This is a genomic window from Corynebacterium sp. MSK071, assembly GCF_030232125.1.
GTDB classification, from domain to species: domain Bacteria; phylum Actinomycetota; class Actinomycetes; order Mycobacteriales; family Mycobacteriaceae; genus Corynebacterium; species Corynebacterium kefirresidentii.
Map to the genome: position 1 here is coordinate 248,710 of NZ_JASPJA010000002.1, position 14,697 is coordinate 263,406.

The following is a 14,697-nucleotide window of genomic DNA, read 5'->3' on the forward strand; positions in this document are numbered from 1 at the left end:
CATGACATTGACATGTAGCGGATTGACCGTGGGTTACGGTGGTCCCGATGTGGTCAAAGATGTAAATCTCCGCTTATCTAGCGGTCAAGTAACGGCTCTGATCGGGCCGAATGGCTGCGGCAAATCGACGCTTCTCAAAACATTGGGGCGCCAACTTACGCCCAGCGCAGGCGCGGTGTACCTCGCGGACCAAAAAATTAGTGAGTATTCCTCGCGTGCCTTTGCCCGTGAAGTTTCTTTTCTGCCACAACACCCTGCGGCTCCGGAAGGGGTACTAGTGCGCGACGTTATCGGCTACGGCCGCTATCCCTATACAGGGGCGCTAGCGACGATGCGGGCCGGAGATCATGCAGCGGTTGAGCGTGCTGCCTCGCGTGCTGGGGTGAGCGACCTTCTCGACGTCCCTGCTGCAGACCTTTCCGGCGGTCAACGCCAGCGTGTTTTCCTCGCCATGACCTTGGCCCAAGAAACACCAATTACCTTGCTTGACGAGCCGACTACTTACCTCGACCCTGCGCACCAACTGTCCATCTTGGAGCTCATCCGAGACCTCAATGGTGCCGGGACCACAGTGGTCATGGTGGTCCACGATATGGTCCATGCTGCGCGTTACGCCGATCGAATCGTAGCCATGCGTGAGGGGCACATTGTGGCCGAAGGGCCTACCGAGGAGGTGATGACCGCTGAACTCGTACGCGAAACCTTCCAAGTTGAGTGTTTAGAGATGACTGATCCAACCACCGGTAGACGCTTTCCTATCCCCATTTCCGTGCACGCTCCTGAACTTTCTGGAACCCTAGAAGGAAGAAGATAAATCTATTAAAAGGAGTAAGTAGCAATGGCAAACGATCTAGGCCACGAGGTCGACTTGGACCGTAACGAATACAAGTACTTAGCTTCTGAGGATTCTGTGTCTTCAGCTGCTAAGTCTGACAAGTCCTCCGGGGCGGCTACGGGTGTCGCTGCTGGTGCAGCTGCTGCGGGCGCCGCAGGTGCTGCCGGCCTGTCCAAGCCGGTCGGTAAGCCATCTGCGGACGGAGATGAGCCCACCGCAAGCAAGTATGAGCCGCAGAACCACGTTGTCGCTGGTGCGGAGGAAGAACATGTTGGCAAGGCCGCAGAGCAGCCGGACCTGCAGGAAGCGCTGGATGAGAACAACGCGGACTATGCACCGAGCCAGCACATCGTAGGTGAGGCAAAGGAAGAGCACATTGGTTCTGCCCCACAGCAGCCGGACCTGCAGGAAGCGCTGGATGAGAACAACGCGGACTATGCACCGAGCCAGCACATCGTAGGTGAGGCGAAGGAAGAACACATTGGTTCTGCCCCACAGCAGCCAAACATTGATCTGGAAGCCTCGGGCGAGACCCCAACCTCTGTCAATGATCTGGATGTAGATCCAGAGATGTCTGGCGATGACCGAGACGAAGCAGATGACGTCACCGGCGAGGCTGGCAATGAGCGTTTGGACCAGCTGAAGGGGAAGGCATCGGAGGCAGGTAGCGCCGTAGGTGATGCCTTCCAGCGTGCTAAGGGCTTTGTGGAAGATAAGGCTCACGAGTACCAAGAAGAGACCACGAAGAAGGGCGGATTCTTCGATCGCGTCAAGGGCGCTGTTCGTGACGCACGCGAATCCATCGAAGATAAACGCAAGAATTAGATCCACGTTTTCTTCGGATTAAAGGGCCGTCTCCTTACAGGGAGGCGGCTTTATTTGATCGAAATATACTCGGCAATCATCCGATCTTTTGTGGATACCGTAGAGGAAAAAGTTCTCTTAACGTGATGGGGGAGAAGAGGTTGCACCCTTAGTAGAGGATCCACAGGTGCTGCTTGTCAACGAACCCACGGCTGTCCTAAGCTGCTGCCGCTCCCAGCATGACCTGATGTTCAATTCCTGGTGAGCACCACAAAAAGGTAGAACGGACAGCTTAAAGGCGAGATGAATGCGGCTATCGTTGCCGCTTAGTCCAGCGCGTGGAGATATAGCCTGCTGATAAGCAGGCGCCTCGGCACGTCCACAAGGGGGCGCAGGAAGGGTAGGAAGGGCTCTGAGGCGGCGTCGATAAGCAATACCGTGCGACCATCGCGCAGACGCTCTAGGGTGAAGGTCTCTTCGCCGCGCTCGAGGTGTCCAGGGAGGGTGCCATAGGTGAATCCGCAGCGGCCATCCTCATGGAAGACATCGACTACGCGGCAGTGAAAATCCCATGGACCCAAGCCGAGGGTGACCTCCGCGCCGAGCTCCACAACCTCATGGGTCGGGCGGACACGGAAAAGGCCGCTGCGTTGTACTGACCAGCGGAAAAGTCGGTGTGCGGCGGCGTCAAAGTCAGCATCGATAACCCGCGACATATGCAGCTGTGGAAAGTCGGAGACATCAGAATAGGACAGCGGTGTGGGCATGTTCTCCATGATAGGGGAGGGGTGATCACCCCCGAAGTCTGGAAGAAATATAACGGCTTGGACACAGTCACAAGAGTTTGCTGTTTCCACAATTTTTTCGTGCCACTATCGAGTTTGCACGATGTTGACAACTGAAAGTAGGTACCTTGATGCTTCGCATTCCGCACCTCAAGAAAGTCCTAGTGGGCTCGGCTTTCGCTGGTGCGTTTTTCCTGGGTTCCCCGGCCGCAGGCGCCCAGGAATTGCCCCAACCGGATTTCGACTCCGCAGGGATTATTAACCAGGTCCGCGATAACCTAGCGGGGGTCGGCATCCAGACCCCGCAGGTGGATAAGAATGTTACCGATGCCGTGGATTCCTCTGTGCGCAACGCGCAGCAAGCCGTGCAGCAGAACCTGCAGCAAGGACAGTACGCGGAGCCGATGACTAATCCGAATCCCATCGGTCTAGCGGAGCAGGCTACCCAGCCGGAGTTTAAACCGAAGGGAACCAATCCGAACTATAAGTGGAAAAACGATGGATTTTCCAAGGTAGCCGCCGGAAAGCCACAGGCTGATTACGTCCTGCACCGTGTGCCGGGTTCCATGTTTGATGCCCCACGCATTCCAGAAGAGTCTGTTGCAGCCATGAATCAGGGTGACTCCCTCTATGGTCCAGGCACCCCGCTCTACGTCAATGACAAGACGATGTGTACTCTGACCGCGGCAGGCAACGATAATGGTGGCCGCAAGGTGGGGCTGACCGCTGGCCACTGCGGCAATGTGGGCGATTCAGTTACCTCCGCTGATTCGGAGCAAATCGGCCCGACGGGCACCGTGGTGTCTAAGAACGAGGACTTGGACTACGCCGTCATTGAGTTCGGCTCCAAGGCTAAGGTGTCCCGTTCCTACAATGGCGTAACTGTCAATGAACTAGGCGGTGGCGTCAAACCGGGCCAGCAGGTGTGCAAGCAGGGCGTTGCCACCGGCAAGACCTGCGGTATTACCTATCAGCAGGCAAAGAAGATTCAGGTAAACCAAGTCTGCGCCATGATGGGTGATTCTGGTGCGCCGTTGCTCGTCAATGGCCGCCTCATTGGTTCCATTTCCGGTGGATTCCTGCCGGTGAATTTCCCGTGCCGTACCCCATTGCAGGGGCCGGTTCATAACCCGACTGCTGCCACCAATATGGATGCGGTCTTGGCGGATATGAACCGCCGCGGTGGCGTAGGTGCCGGTTTCACGCTGCCTGAAGACTAGCTGTACTGAGGCATTCGCCCGCTCCCCAGCTCGGGGAGCGGGCTTTTTGCGTCCCTGCCCGGTGCCGATAATCACAACTAATCGGAGCTTGTGTGAAAAGCTTAGGCGGACTAAGGTTAGCCTTATCTAGTAGCTACTTAGGTGTGGCTAATATCACCGGCATGGTCCGGTCAGAGAGAACTGAGGTAACCGCGCGATGTTGCAGCTGTCCTTATTGTCCCGCACCCGGCGCAAACCGGGGTGCGAAAAATCCGAGTGTATGCGCGCCGATCAGGCACCGGTAGACGCTTTGGTGGAACTTCCTGAGTGCTGCTTGCAGCACGCCATCGACGAGCGGCCGGCGTTGGCGCTGCGCTTGCGGGAATTAGGTTTCCGCCCAGGTGTGCGCGTACAGATCGGCCGCAAGGTAGCCGGCGGCGCGCGCCTAGTTACCGTAGGCACCGCCCACTATGCGGTGGATGCGGCTACTCTTCGCCAGCTCGAAGTCATCCCGGTGGCAGCATAATGGCACGGAAAACCGCTGCGCCGAGCTGCCATTCCACCTCCTCGATGCGCATTGCGAAGGAGGGAACGCCGGTCCTCGCATTGGTCGGGGCTCCAAATTCCGGCAAATCTACCTTGTTCAATGCGCTAACCGGAGCGAAGGTGCAGACCGGAAACTGGCCAGGTACCTCCGTTGAGATAAGCCGTGGCTTGTGGAATGCGCAGCCAGAGGCCTTTGACATCATTGATCTTCCTGGTGCTTATTCATTGGATCCAATGAGCCCAGACGAGGAATTTACCCGCGATATGCTCGTGGAGGCTCCGCCGTGTGAGCGCCCCGATGTGGTTGTGGTGCTCGTGGACGCCACTGCGCCGGCGCGCGGACTGAACCTCGCTTTCCAGATTGCGGAGCACCCATACCGGGTAGTGATTGGGGTGACCAAGGAGGACATCGCCAAGCAGCAGGGCATAAGCATCGATACGTCCGCGCTTTCACACGAGGTGGGCATCCCGGTGGTCAGCGTTAACGGTCGGCGGCGTGAAAACTTGGATGCGCTCGAGCGCGAGGTTGCCCGTGCAATGCACACTGATCCGCGGACCATCCGGCCCAATGCTGACCTAGACCAGCGCTTTGTGGATTTGGACGCGGCGGAAAAAGCTGCCGTTTCACGGACGGATACTGGCGAACCGCTCAGCCACCGCGCGGACCGCCTAGTCTTGCACCCAGTGCTCGGGCCGATTCTGTTTCTGGCGGTGATGTGGGCGGTCTTCTTCATCACCACTACTGTCGCGGGTCCGCTACAGGACGGATTAGAAGCATTCATCACCGGCCCGGTCTCCGCCGCTGCGCGCAGCATCCTCCCGGATAACTGGCTGCTCACAGGCTTGTTGGTGGATGGTCTCATCGGTGGTGTAGGCATGGTGCTCACCTTCGCGCCGCTTCTTGCGCTGATGTTTTTGTGCTTGGCGGTGCTGGAGGATTCCGGCTATATGGCGCGCGCGGCCGTGGTCACTGACCGCGTGATGCGCGCCATCGGCCTGCCGGGTAAGGCTTTTATCCCCATCGTGGTGGGCTATGGCTGCAATGTACCGGCTATCTCAGCCACGCGCGTGCTTGGCGACGTCCGCCACCGCATCCTCACCTGCCTGCTTATTCCCTTTACTTCATGCTCTGCGCGTCTCATCGTATTTATGATGCTGGCACAGGTATTTTTCCCTGCTCATGCCGGTTCCGCGGTATTTGCCATGTACGTGCTGTCCATCGCTTTGGTGGTGTTGGTAGGCCTGGCGCTGCGCCGCACGGTGTGGCGGGCCATGCCGGCCGAAGCCCTCGTTATCGACCTTCCGGCCTATCAGCTGCCCACCTTTAGACTCACCATCTCAGTAATGTGGGTGCGCCTCAAGGGCTTCTTACATACCGCCGGCGGCATCATCGTGGCCACGGTGGTAGTCATCTGGCTGCTCATGTCCATCCCGGTCACCGGCGGGCACTCCTTTAACGAAGAGGCAGTGCCGCCACAGGATTCCGCCTATGGTGCCGTTGCTCAGGCAATGTCTCCCGTCTTTGCCCCGGCAGGCTTTGGTTCTTGGTCGCTGACCGGACCCTTGGTCACCGGATTCGTGGCGAAGGAAACCCTCATTTCCACGTGGGCACAGACGTACGCAGTCGAAGACGTCACTGACGATGCACCGGAAGAGCAAGCAGAATCCCCACTGGCCAGCCATATCCGCGCTGATTTTGATGCGGCCTCTGGCGGGCACGGGCTCGCGGCAGTATGGGCGTACATGGTATTCCTGCTGGCCTACACCCCGTGCGTAGCCACGGTAGCCGCGCAGCGGCGAGAAATAGGCTGGAAGTGGACACTCATCGGCTTCGCCCTACAACTCGGCTCCGCCTGGATCCTGGCGGTGGGAGTTTTCCAAGTCCTCAAGGTCTTCCTATGAGCCCCACGGAGCAGGTCAAGGAGGCCATTAAACAGGGAAAATCCAACCCGGCTGACATTGCAAAAGCTACTGGGTTAGGGCAGGGGACCGTGGAAATCATCCTCGCCCACCTCGAACGCACGGCGGAGCTGGTGCGTGAATCGCTCACTTCGTGCCCCACCGGCGGCTGCGGCAGTTGCGCGCAGGCGGGTGGTTGTTCCGCTGCAGCTACCGAGCACCGCGGTCCGGTGCTGCTCCAGCTGCGGAGAAGACCCTAGCCCTGTAGCGCGGCGAGGGCGTGCTTATGCAGCAGTCCGTTGGAGGCTACGCCGGATCCGCCATGCGGGCCGGGGTTTCCTTCAAGGTCAGTGAAGGTACCGCCGGCCTCGGTCACGATGAGCGAGGGCGCAGCGAGGTCCCACAGGGAAACCTCCGGTTCGGCGGCGATATCTACTGCGCCTTCGGCGACGAGGCAATAGGACCAGAAGTCTCCGTAGCCGCGCAGGCGCCACGTTTTATCCGTTAGCGCGAGGAATTTATCGCGCAATCCGCGCTCAGCCCATCCGGTAAGCGAGCTCATCGCCAGCGAAGAATCGGAGAGCTTTTCTACGTGGGAAACGCTCAAACGCTTCGGCTCGCCGCCGAACACGCGGAAGGCACCCGCGCCCTTGGCCGCGTACCAGCGGCGGCGCAGGGCGGGAGCGGAGACGACGGATACCACCGGTTCGCCGTCTTCCAAGAGGGAAATGAGCGTGGCCCATACGGGCACGCCACGCACGAAGTTCTTGGTGCCGTCGATGGGATCGATGACCCACTGGCGGCCTTTATAACAGGCCTCGCCGCCGTATTCCTCGCCCAGCACCTCATCGCGCGGGCGGGAGCGCTTGAGGGATTCGCGGATTTGCTTCTCACAGGTGAGGTCCGCATCCGATACGGGAGACATATCCGGCTTTTCCTTAACGGAAAGATCCGAGGCCTCGAAACGATGCATGGTTACCACATCGGCATGGCCCGCCAGCTCGAGCGCGAGGCCCAAGTCTTCTTTGAACTTACCCACGGAGCCAATCCTCCATCTGATCCACTACCAATTTATTGCCGGCGAGGCACCATTCGACACCGCCGGCTTCTACCTTGCGGGCGGCACCACCGGCTGCTTCAACGAGAGCTTTGCCGGGGAACCAATCCCAATCCGCTACCGAATGCTGCATCCATGCGCCCCACGTGCCATCGGCTACGGAGGACAGGTCAACAGAACCGGCACCGAGCATACGGACTGTAGCAAAGTTTTCCGCCACGCGCTGCCATGCCCCGCGGATATCCGCATCCATCAGCGAGGTCGGGTGCAAATAGGTAGATAGCGAAATCTGCTTGGCTGGCTGAGCCGCAAGGCGGGAAACTTCTTTGCCGTCCAGAGAAGTGGGGTAGTCGCGGCCACCGAACCACGTATAACCCATGGCGGGGCGGTGGACGGCGCCGAGGGTGATCCCGGTGGCGTCGGCAAGCGCGAGGGCAGAGCACCAATAATCGGAGCCGGAAGAGAAATTGTAGGTGCCATCGACTGGGTCAATGACCCAGGTGCGGCCGGACTGGGATTCGCGGGCGGCGCCCTCCTCACCCAGGATGCCGTCCTCCGGGCGCACGGCCTCGAGCACGCCCGCGACGAAGCGCTCGGCCGCGCGGTCTGCATCCGTGACAACGTCCGAGATGGAAGTCTTTTGCTCCACGTCAACGCCCATCTCGCGCAGGCGCCACGCCAAGCGTCCGGCGTTATAGACGAGGGCCTGCGCAAGGTGCGCATCCCCGTCATCCGCATGCGCGACAATAAAGGTCTTGATGACCGCGTCGATCATCTCCTGCAAGCTCGGCTTTTGATCCATGCCCACCATTGTCACCCTAAACGCGGCCGATGGCTAATTGTGATGGCCGGGTGGGTAGGATTGGGGCCTATGCGTCCCGAAGTAACAGCACGGCTCAAGCAACTAGAATCCACCCTGACCACCATTGAGAAGGTCATGGACCCAGAGGCTTTGGCTGCCCGCATTCGGGAACTAGAGGCCCAGGCCGGGGATCCATCCCTGTGGGACGACCCCGAACATGCCCAAAAAGTCACCTCTGAGCTTTCCGCAGCGCAGGCGAAGGTTCGCAAGCTAGAAGCGCTGCGCGGGCGTCTCGAGGACATGCCCGTCATGTACGAACTTGCGGAAGAGGAAGGGGATTCTTCCCTGGCAGACGAGGAGCTCGATTCCCTGGAGTCCGCCATCGAATCCCTAGAGGTCACCACCATGCTTTCCGGTGAGTATGACCCGCGTGAGGCGGTTATCAATATTCGTTCTGGTGCCGGCGGTGTGGATGCGGCGGACTGGGCTGAAATGCTTATGCGCATGTATACCCGCTGGGCAGAAAAGCACGGCCACAAGGTGGATGTCTATGACATCTCTTACGCGGAAGAAGCGGGCATCAAGTCAGCCACGTTCGTAGTCCATGGTGAGTACATGTACGGCCAGCTTTCCGTGGAACAAGGCGCGCATCGCTTGGTGCGCATCTCGCCTTTTGATAATCAAGGCCGACGCCAGACCTCCTTCGCCGAGGTGGAAGTCCTGCCGGTGGTGGAACAGACCGACCACATCGATATCCCGGACAATGATGTGCGCGTCGATGTTTATCGTTCTTCGGGCCCTGGCGGACAGTCCGTCAACACCACCGACTCCGCGGTGCGCCTGACCCACATTCCCACCGGAATCGTGGTCACCTGCCAGAACGAAAAATCGCAGATTCAAAATAAGGCCTCGGCTATGCGCGTGCTGCAGGCAAAGCTCTTGGAGCGCAAGCGCCAAGAGGAGCAGGCCGAGCTTGACGCGCTGGGCGCTGGTGGTAACGCCTCCTGGGGCAATCAGATGCGCTCCTATGTGTTGCACCCGTACCAGATGGTCAAAGACCTGCGCACCAACTTTGAGGTGGGTGATCCCTCCAAGGTGCTTGATGGCGATATCGATGGCTTTCTTGAATCCGGCATCCGCTGGCGCATGCAGCAAGAGCAGGACTAGTTAGGAAAACAACGAAGGCCGAACTGAGAGGATTGTCTCTGCAGTTCGGCCTTTGTCTTGAGCTCGCGGCGAAATCTTATGCGGGGAAGTGCATCGGTGCACCTGGTCCCAGCGGGAGACCGATGAGGTACCAGATGACAAAGAAGATGAACCAGCCCACCAGCATGCATAGCGAGTAAGGAAGGGCGAGCGACATCAAGGTACCCACACCCGCGTGCTTGTAGTAGCGCTGCAGGAAGGTCAACGCCAGCGCGAAGTAGGGCGACATTGGGGTGATGATATTCGTCGGTGAGTCACCGATACGGAAGAGCATCTGGGAGACCTCGGGTGAGACGCCAACATACATCATCATCGGTACGATGACCGGGGCCATAAGCGCCCATTGGGCAGAGCCGGAGGTAATGAATAGGTTGAGCAGTGCCACCATGGCGACCAGCGCGGCGAACATGAGCAACGGCGGCAGGGACCAGTGCTGGAGTAGCTCGGAGCCCTTAATAGCGGTCCATACGCCGAGGTTGGACCACTCGAACCAAGCGAGGAACTGGGCGACGGCGAAAAAGAGGACCAGCATGGGAACGAGAGTCTCGATGCCCTTGGCCATAAACGTCGGCACATCAGCAAAGGACTTCACGGTGCCAGCCGCCAAGCCATAGGCAATGCCGCATACCAAGAAGGCCAAGGCAATGGGCACCGCGATGGCGCTGATGAGCGGCGACTCCATAAAGCTGTCTTCTTGGCTCGCCAGCGGGGAACCAGGGATAAACAGCAGGGCGAAGAAGGCGGCGAGGAAGATCGCCAGGGTGACGCCGGACGCTATCAAACCACGCTGTTCATTGGGTTTGATGCGCATGGCCTCTTCATCATCCGTGAAGTCGTATTCTTCCTTTTCCCCTTCCGCGTTGGAAGGGCCGCCAGCGGCTTTGGAAAAGGAGACTTCTTCGTAATTGATGTGGTCATGGTCTACCAATTCGCGGGCCTTTTTCACCATGAGGAATTCCGTGACCGCGGTAATGATGAGCGAAAGCACCACGGCGGAAGGGATGACGAAGAAGATATTCGCCAGCGGGCTGACCTCATACTCGGCATCGACGAACTGCGCGGCTGGAGTAGAAATACCAGCCAGCAGGAGGTCGGTGATATTGAGAATCAGCGAGGCATTAAATCCGGCTGACGAGGCGGCAAAGGCCACCATTGCACCCACGATGGGGGAGCGGCCCACCGCGTGGAAGGCCATGGCTCCCAGCGGAATGAGGATGACGTAGATGGCATCGGAGGCCACAGAGCCGGTCACACCGGCCAACGCCACGACGAAGGTAAGCATCTTGGCACTGACCTTGGTGACCATGCCGCGCACCAAAGCGGAAAGCAGACCAGACTGCTCGGCCACGGCCACGCCGAGCATCACGGCAAGGATGACGCCGAGCGGTGGGAAACTGGTGAAGTTTTCCACCGCGTCCGTAACCATTCGCGAGATATTCTCGGTGGTCAGTAGCGATTGCACCTCAATGGTCTCGCCTGTCTTAGGATCCTCGGCGCTCATACCGATGAGGTGTCCCAGCCAGGAGGTCACAGCAACGATTGCCTCGAGGATGACGAAGAGCCAGAACGGATCCGGCAGCTTATTGCCAATCTTTTCTACAGTGCCCAGGAAGCCGCTTGCAGAACGTGGTTTTTCTTTAGTTTCGGTTTCGGCCATAGTATCGGCACTTTCTGTCGATTGGGTCGGAACAAATTAGTGTCTTAGACCACATTACTTAAATATAGTTCACAGCGCGGTGTCAACTTTGGTTGCTACAGTGATTCACGTGATTAGATTCGACAACGTGACTAAGGCCTACTCCGCCGAGTCCCGCCCAGCGCTCGATGGGGTGTCTTTCGAGATTGCGGATGGTGAATTCGCTTTCCTGATCGGTCCATCCGGCTCCGGTAAGTCCACCTTCTTGGAGCTTATGGTGTGCTACAGCAACGTAACTGAAGGCGATATTTACTTTGATGATTTCCACGTCAATGAGCTTTCCGGCAAGCAGATCAACGCATTGCGTCAGTCCATCGGCTACGTCTTCCAGGATTTCCGCCTGCTGCCCAAGCTGACGGTGTATCAAAACGTGGCCTTTGCACTGGAGGTCATTGGCAAGAGTAAGTACCGCATTTCCACTGCGGTCCCGCAGGTATTGGAGCTGGTGGGACTCCACGATCGCCACAACGCCTATCCGCATGAGCTCTCCGGTGGTGAGCAGCAGCGTGTGGCCATCGCCCGCGCGGTGGTTAATCGGCCGAAGCTTCTGCTTGCCGACGAACCCACGGGCAACCTCGATCCCGCCACCGCTGACGAGATCATGGACTTACTGCTGGGCATCAACCGCCGCGGCACCACCGTGGTCATGTCCACCCATAACGCCCGCGCCGTCAATAAGGCGCGCAAGCGCGTGCTGGAGCTGCGCAATGGAGTACTCGTGCGCGATGAGCACGAGGCAACCTATGAGGGGGAAGCATGAAGCTAGGATTTATTTTCCGCGAAGCCACCAAGGGGCTTGGCCGCAACCTGACTATGACCATTGCCATGATTATCACCACCGCGATTGCGGTCGGGCTCGTTGTCGCCGGCATTATGGTGACCAACCTGACCAAGGACACCAAGGATATCTACCTCGACCGCGTCGAGGTCATGGTTCAGCTCAATGAGGATATTTCTGCCGGGGATCCAGACTGCACGAGTCCGGCCTGTGCGGATATCAAGGAACAGTTGGAGGCGGATGATTCCGTCGAGTCCGTGGAATACCGCAACCGCGCAGATTCTTATGAGCGGTTCAAAGAACTTTTCCAAGACACCGACCCTGTGATGGTGGAGCAAACTTCCCCTGATGCGCTGCCGGCTGCATTCCACGTGCGGCTTGTAGACCCAGAAGACGCCTCCGCAATCGATGCGATTCGGGATAACCCAGCGGTAGAGGACGTCGTCGACCAGCAGCAAGAGGTGCGCAATGCCGCCAGCAACCTCGACTCCATCCGCAATGCCACCTTCATCCTGGCCATCGTGATGTCTGTGGCGGCCATCTTCTTGGTGGCTAATATGGTGCAAATTGCTGCGTTCCACCGCACTCGCGAAACAGAGATCATGCGCATGGTGGGCGCAAGCCGGTGGATGACGCAGGCGCCATTCGTCATGGAAGCAGTCTTGGCTTCCCTCATCGGTGTACTCCTCGGCGGGGCCGGCATCTTCTTGGGCAAGTCCCAAGTGGTAGACCCGTCCCTGCAGGGACTTTATGAATCCCAGCTGCTGGCTCCTATGAAATCCGGCGACCTCTGGATTGCCCTCCCGCTCGTCGGCCTGCTAGCGCTGGTGGTTACCGCCGTCACGGCCCATATCACCCTGCGGTCATATGTACGCAAATAGTCTGTTTGCCGGGCCAGTCAAAAGGGCACTACACTGGCATAACTATGGCTAAGAAGGGCAAGAAAAACAAGAAGGCGGCATCCGGCGAGGCTACGCTTGCGACCAACCGCCGGGCCCGGCACGACTACAAGATCCTCGAGGAATACGAGTGTGGCATCGTCCTGCTCGGCACCGAGATTAAATCACTGCGCGAGGGAAAAATCTCGCTCAACGATGCCTTCGCCACCATTGACGATGGCGAAGTGTACTTGCGGAACCTCCACATTCCGGAGTACTCCATGGGCTCGTGGACGAACCACAGCCCGAGGCGCACCCGCAAGCTTTTATTGCACCGCCGCGAGATCGACAAACTTTATGGCCAGGTGCGCAATGGCAATAAGACCCTGGTTCCGCTCAAGGTTTATCTCAAAAATGGTTACGCCAAGCTTTCGCTTGCGCTGGCCCAAGGCAAGCAGGACTATGACAAGCGAGAGGATATTAAGCGCCGCGACCAGGATCGCGAAATCTCCCGCGAGCTCGGTCGCCGCGTGAAGGGCATCAATGTTTAAGACAGCGAAAGTCCACGACGTCATCAAGGGTGAGGACACCATCGAAGGCGTCGGGGTGCTGGTGGATCGGATGTGGCCCCGGGGCGTCGCCAAGAGCGATGTGGACTACGAGAAATGGTTCAAGGAAGTCGCGCCGAGTCCGGAGCTGCGCAAATGGTGGAACCACGACGAGGATCGTTTCGACGAGTTTGCCCGCCGCTACAAGGCTGAGCTGGATGACAATGACTCCGAAGAGCTCACCCAGCTGCTTGCGCTTGCCGACGCCACCCTTCTCTTTGCCGCCGCCAACCGCAAGGTCAACCACGCAGTGGTCCTCAAAGAGTGGCTGAAGGAGCACTTGAGGAAATAAAAGTGGGTGGGGTAGTGTTATACGAACCGTAGGGAAGATGCACTATCCCGTCCCTACCGCATGGGGTTGATTTGGTTTCGACTTCGTGCACTGAGCCAGGGGAAGCGTGCCGGTGCAGGCTAACGACCACCGTATAAGCGTCGTAGCAACCAATAAACGCAGAGAAGAACTCTCAGCGTGACTACGCCCTCGCTGCCTAATTACAGCGACGCGTGTCTGTCAGCCTAGGTTTCGTTCCTGACCTAGAACCTGGCATCGACTAAGGAACTAGCCGACTGGCCGGGTCATCAGGACCAGTCGGGACTCTTACTGGTGACTGGGCCCATCATCCGGACGTGTTCGCCCGATCCGGAGGGCCGAGGAGAGATCCTGTGCGAACTGCGCACGGAGAAGCCCTGGCAAGGTGACGAAGGACCCGGGTTCAATTCCCGGCAGCTCCACCGATAGGCCCCCGAGAAATCGGGGGCCTTTTTCCATCCAAGGAGCCCGGTGGTCATCTTGCTGTTAATTGTCCGCCCTCCCCAATCCATTTTTGGGATCGCCCACCTAAAGGGGAGCGGTCCACCAGAGAGGCCTTTCAAATATGGGAGAAAGCATCTCGATTGCAGGCTTCCTTGAGGCATTAGTAGCTATGGGGCCACTTAGCCAGGTAAGACTCTGTCATAGTGCCCGTTATGCTGGGGATTTGTGTTGTTTGGTTGTGGTGGGCTAGATTAATCCAAGTCGCCGGGAGGTTGCCGGGAGGTTACTTGATGGTGACATTTTGTACGGACTTGGTTCGATGATTTGACTTTGTTCTTTGAGTTGAGTAAGTTTGTACGGGCTGCCGATGAGAGGTTAACGGGAAGTTAATTTCTGTTGGTTGGTGGTGATGTTTGAGAACTCAATAGTGTGCCAATGTACTTTTTATTTTTTGTGTGCATGGTTGTGTGTTGATTGGTTTGTCTGCCAGCAGGCTTAGTGGTTTGTTGGTTGGTGTGTGCCGGTTGGGTATGTGGAACACGTACCTTTTTGAATGCTGTTTGGTGTTTCGGCTGCATTGAGATGGATTGGTTGGCATGTGATTGTGTTTACCTTTTTTGGTTTCCTCTTTTTGACCCCGTCGGGTTGAGGGGACTGTTTATTTTTTCTTTGTAGTAATTTTTTGGACGCCAGCATGAGCTGCATTTTGTGTGGTTTGTGGTGGTTTGTTCTTTTGTTGGGTTTCGGGCTTTTCACGGCCTGTTTCGGATTTGTTCTGAAATTTTTTTGTGGAGAGTTTGATCCTGGCTCAGGACGAACGCTGGCGGCGTGCTTAACACATGCAAGTCGA

At 57.9% G+C, this 14,697-nt stretch carries 15 protein-coding genes, 1 rRNA gene and 1 other RNA gene; 13 read left to right on the forward strand and 4 right to left on the reverse strand.

What is annotated here, in order from left to right; genetic code table 11:
• The first annotated feature begins 1 nt into the window (after position 1).
• A complete protein-coding gene (locus QP990_RS02565; protein WP_023020818.1) occupies positions 2 to 814 on the forward strand; it encodes an ABC transporter ATP-binding protein in 813 nt (270 codons plus the stop codon).
• A 24-nt stretch (positions 815 to 838) separates the two neighbouring features.
• The gene (locus QP990_RS02570; RefSeq protein WP_023027628.1) at positions 839 to 1,660 is read left to right on the forward strand and encodes a hypothetical protein; all 822 of its coding nucleotides are present in this window, start codon (positions 839 to 841) and stop codon (positions 1,658 to 1,660) included.
• A gap of 305 nt (positions 1,661 to 1,965) precedes the next feature.
• Here the strand turns inward: QP990_RS02570 and QP990_RS02575 are convergent, their stop codons facing one another.
• Positions 1,966 to 2,406 carry a DUF1990 family protein gene (locus QP990_RS02575; protein ID WP_023020821.1) on the reverse strand — a complete coding sequence of 147 codons (441 nt, stop codon included), beginning with the start codon at positions 2,404 to 2,406 and terminating at the stop codon, positions 1,966 to 1,968.
• A 149-nt stretch (positions 2,407 to 2,555) separates the two neighbouring features.
• Between QP990_RS02575 and QP990_RS02580 the strand changes: the two genes are divergently transcribed.
• From QP990_RS02580 to QP990_RS02595, 4 genes are all read left to right on the forward strand, one after another.
• Positions 2,556 to 3,644 (forward strand): S1 family peptidase, encoded by a 1,089-nt coding sequence (locus QP990_RS02580; RefSeq protein ID WP_023020822.1) that lies wholly within the window; start codon positions 2,556 to 2,558, stop codon positions 3,642 to 3,644.
• 259 nt (positions 3,645 to 3,903) lie between these two features.
• Positions 3,904 to 4,149, forward strand: coding sequence for a FeoA domain-containing protein (locus tag QP990_RS02585; protein WP_084279013.1), 246 nt, complete (start codon positions 3,904 to 3,906; stop codon positions 4,147 to 4,149).
• Positions 4,149 to 6,071 carry a ferrous iron transport protein B gene (gene feoB, locus QP990_RS02590; protein WP_023020824.1) on the forward strand — a complete coding sequence of 641 codons (1,923 nt, stop codon included), beginning with the start codon at positions 4,149 to 4,151 and terminating at the stop codon, positions 6,069 to 6,071. Before QP990_RS02585 ends, feoB begins: the two co-directional genes overlap by 1 nt.
• Positions 6,068 to 6,328, forward strand: coding sequence for a hypothetical protein (locus QP990_RS02595; protein ID WP_023020825.1), 261 nt, complete (start codon positions 6,068 to 6,070; stop codon positions 6,326 to 6,328). The genes feoB and QP990_RS02595 overlap by 4 nt, the downstream gene beginning before the upstream one ends.
• Here QP990_RS02595 and hisN read toward each other — a convergent pair.
• Positions 6,325 to 7,107, reverse strand: coding sequence for a histidinol-phosphatase (hisN, locus tag QP990_RS02600; RefSeq protein ID WP_023020826.1), 783 nt, complete (start codon positions 7,105 to 7,107; stop codon positions 6,325 to 6,327). The genes QP990_RS02595 and hisN overlap by 4 nt on opposite strands.
• Positions 7,100 to 7,936, reverse strand: a complete 837-nt coding sequence (locus QP990_RS02605; RefSeq protein WP_023020827.1) for an inositol monophosphatase family protein — start codon at positions 7,934 to 7,936, stop codon at positions 7,100 to 7,102. The genes hisN and QP990_RS02605 overlap by 8 nt, the downstream gene beginning before the upstream one ends.
• Positions 7,937 to 7,996: 60 nt before the next feature.
• On the opposite strand from QP990_RS02605, the gene prfB reads away from it, so the two are divergent.
• A complete protein-coding gene (gene prfB / locus QP990_RS02610; protein WP_023020828.1) occupies positions 7,997 to 9,094 on the forward strand; it encodes a peptide chain release factor 2 in 1,098 nt (365 codons plus the stop codon).
• A gap of 76 nt (positions 9,095 to 9,170) precedes the next feature.
• On the opposite strand, the gene QP990_RS02615 is transcribed toward prfB, so the two are convergent.
• The gene (locus QP990_RS02615; RefSeq protein ID WP_284798280.1) at positions 9,171 to 10,790 is read right to left on the reverse strand and encodes an AbgT family transporter; all 1,620 of its coding nucleotides are present in this window, start codon (positions 10,788 to 10,790) and stop codon (positions 9,171 to 9,173) included.
• Positions 10,791 to 10,899: 109 nt separating this feature from the next.
• Between QP990_RS02615 and ftsE the strand changes: the two genes are divergently transcribed.
• The 6 genes from ftsE to QP990_RS02645 form a co-directional block, all read left to right on the forward strand.
• Positions 10,900 to 11,589 carry a cell division ATP-binding protein FtsE gene (gene ftsE / locus QP990_RS02620; protein ID WP_034656286.1) on the forward strand — a complete coding sequence of 230 codons (690 nt, stop codon included), beginning with the start codon at positions 10,900 to 10,902 and terminating at the stop codon, positions 11,587 to 11,589.
• The gene (gene ftsX, locus QP990_RS02625) at positions 11,586 to 12,488 is read left to right on the forward strand and encodes a permease-like cell division protein FtsX (protein WP_023020831.1); all 903 of its coding nucleotides are present in this window, start codon (positions 11,586 to 11,588) and stop codon (positions 12,486 to 12,488) included. The genes ftsE and ftsX overlap by 4 nt, the downstream gene beginning before the upstream one ends.
• Before the next feature lie 44 nt (positions 12,489 to 12,532).
• Entirely contained in the window at positions 12,533 to 13,036 is a 504-nt protein-coding gene (gene smpB, locus QP990_RS02630; protein WP_005322310.1) for an SsrA-binding protein SmpB, read from the forward strand.
• Positions 13,029 to 13,385, forward strand: a complete 357-nt coding sequence (locus QP990_RS02635; protein ID WP_023020832.1) for a DUF488 domain-containing protein — start codon at positions 13,029 to 13,031, stop codon at positions 13,383 to 13,385. The genes smpB and QP990_RS02635 overlap by 8 nt, the downstream gene beginning before the upstream one ends.
• A 62-nt stretch (positions 13,386 to 13,447) precedes the next feature.
• Positions 13,448 to 13,828, forward strand: a transfer-messenger RNA (tmRNA) gene (gene ssrA, locus QP990_RS02640).
• An 804-nt stretch (positions 13,829 to 14,632) separates the two neighbouring features.
• Positions 14,633 to 14,697: ribosomal RNA gene (locus QP990_RS02645) — 16S ribosomal RNA — on the forward strand; the annotation flags it as partial.

What these genes read in the sequence shown, in the direction of transcription:
- QP990_RS02565 (WP_023020818.1), top strand. Translation starts at nt 2, where the DNA reads ATGACATTGACATGTAGCGGATTGACCGTGGGTTACGGTGGTCCCGAT.
- QP990_RS02570 (WP_023027628.1), top strand. Translation starts at nt 839, where the DNA reads ATGGCAAACGATCTAGGCCACGAGGTCGACTTGGACCGTAACGAATAC.
- QP990_RS02575 (WP_023020821.1), bottom strand. Translation starts at nt 2,406, where the DNA reads ATGCCCACACCGCTGTCCTATTCTGATGTCTCCGACTTTCCACAGCTG.
- QP990_RS02580 (WP_023020822.1), top strand. Translation starts at nt 2,556, where the DNA reads ATGCTTCGCATTCCGCACCTCAAGAAAGTCCTAGTGGGCTCGGCTTTC.
- QP990_RS02585 (WP_084279013.1), top strand. Translation starts at nt 3,904, where the DNA reads ATGCGCGCCGATCAGGCACCGGTAGACGCTTTGGTGGAACTTCCTGAG.
- feoB (WP_023020824.1), top strand. Translation starts at nt 4,149, where the DNA reads ATGGCACGGAAAACCGCTGCGCCGAGCTGCCATTCCACCTCCTCGATG.
- QP990_RS02595 (WP_023020825.1), top strand. Translation starts at nt 6,068, where the DNA reads ATGAGCCCCACGGAGCAGGTCAAGGAGGCCATTAAACAGGGAAAATCC.
- QP990_RS02605 (WP_023020827.1), bottom strand. Translation starts at nt 7,936, where the DNA reads ATGGTGGGCATGGATCAAAAGCCGAGCTTGCAGGAGATGATCGACGCG.
- prfB (WP_023020828.1), top strand. Translation starts at nt 7,997, where the DNA reads ATGCGTCCCGAAGTAACAGCACGGCTCAAGCAACTAGAATCCACCCTG.
- QP990_RS02615 (WP_284798280.1), bottom strand. Translation starts at nt 10,790, where the DNA reads ATGGCCGAAACCGAAACTAAAGAAAAACCACGTTCTGCAAGCGGCTTC.
- ftsX (WP_023020831.1), top strand. Translation starts at nt 11,586, where the DNA reads ATGAAGCTAGGATTTATTTTCCGCGAAGCCACCAAGGGGCTTGGCCGC.
- smpB (WP_005322310.1), top strand. Translation starts at nt 12,533, where the DNA reads ATGGCTAAGAAGGGCAAGAAAAACAAGAAGGCGGCATCCGGCGAGGCT.
- QP990_RS02635 (WP_023020832.1), top strand. Translation starts at nt 13,029, where the DNA reads ATGTTTAAGACAGCGAAAGTCCACGACGTCATCAAGGGTGAGGACACC.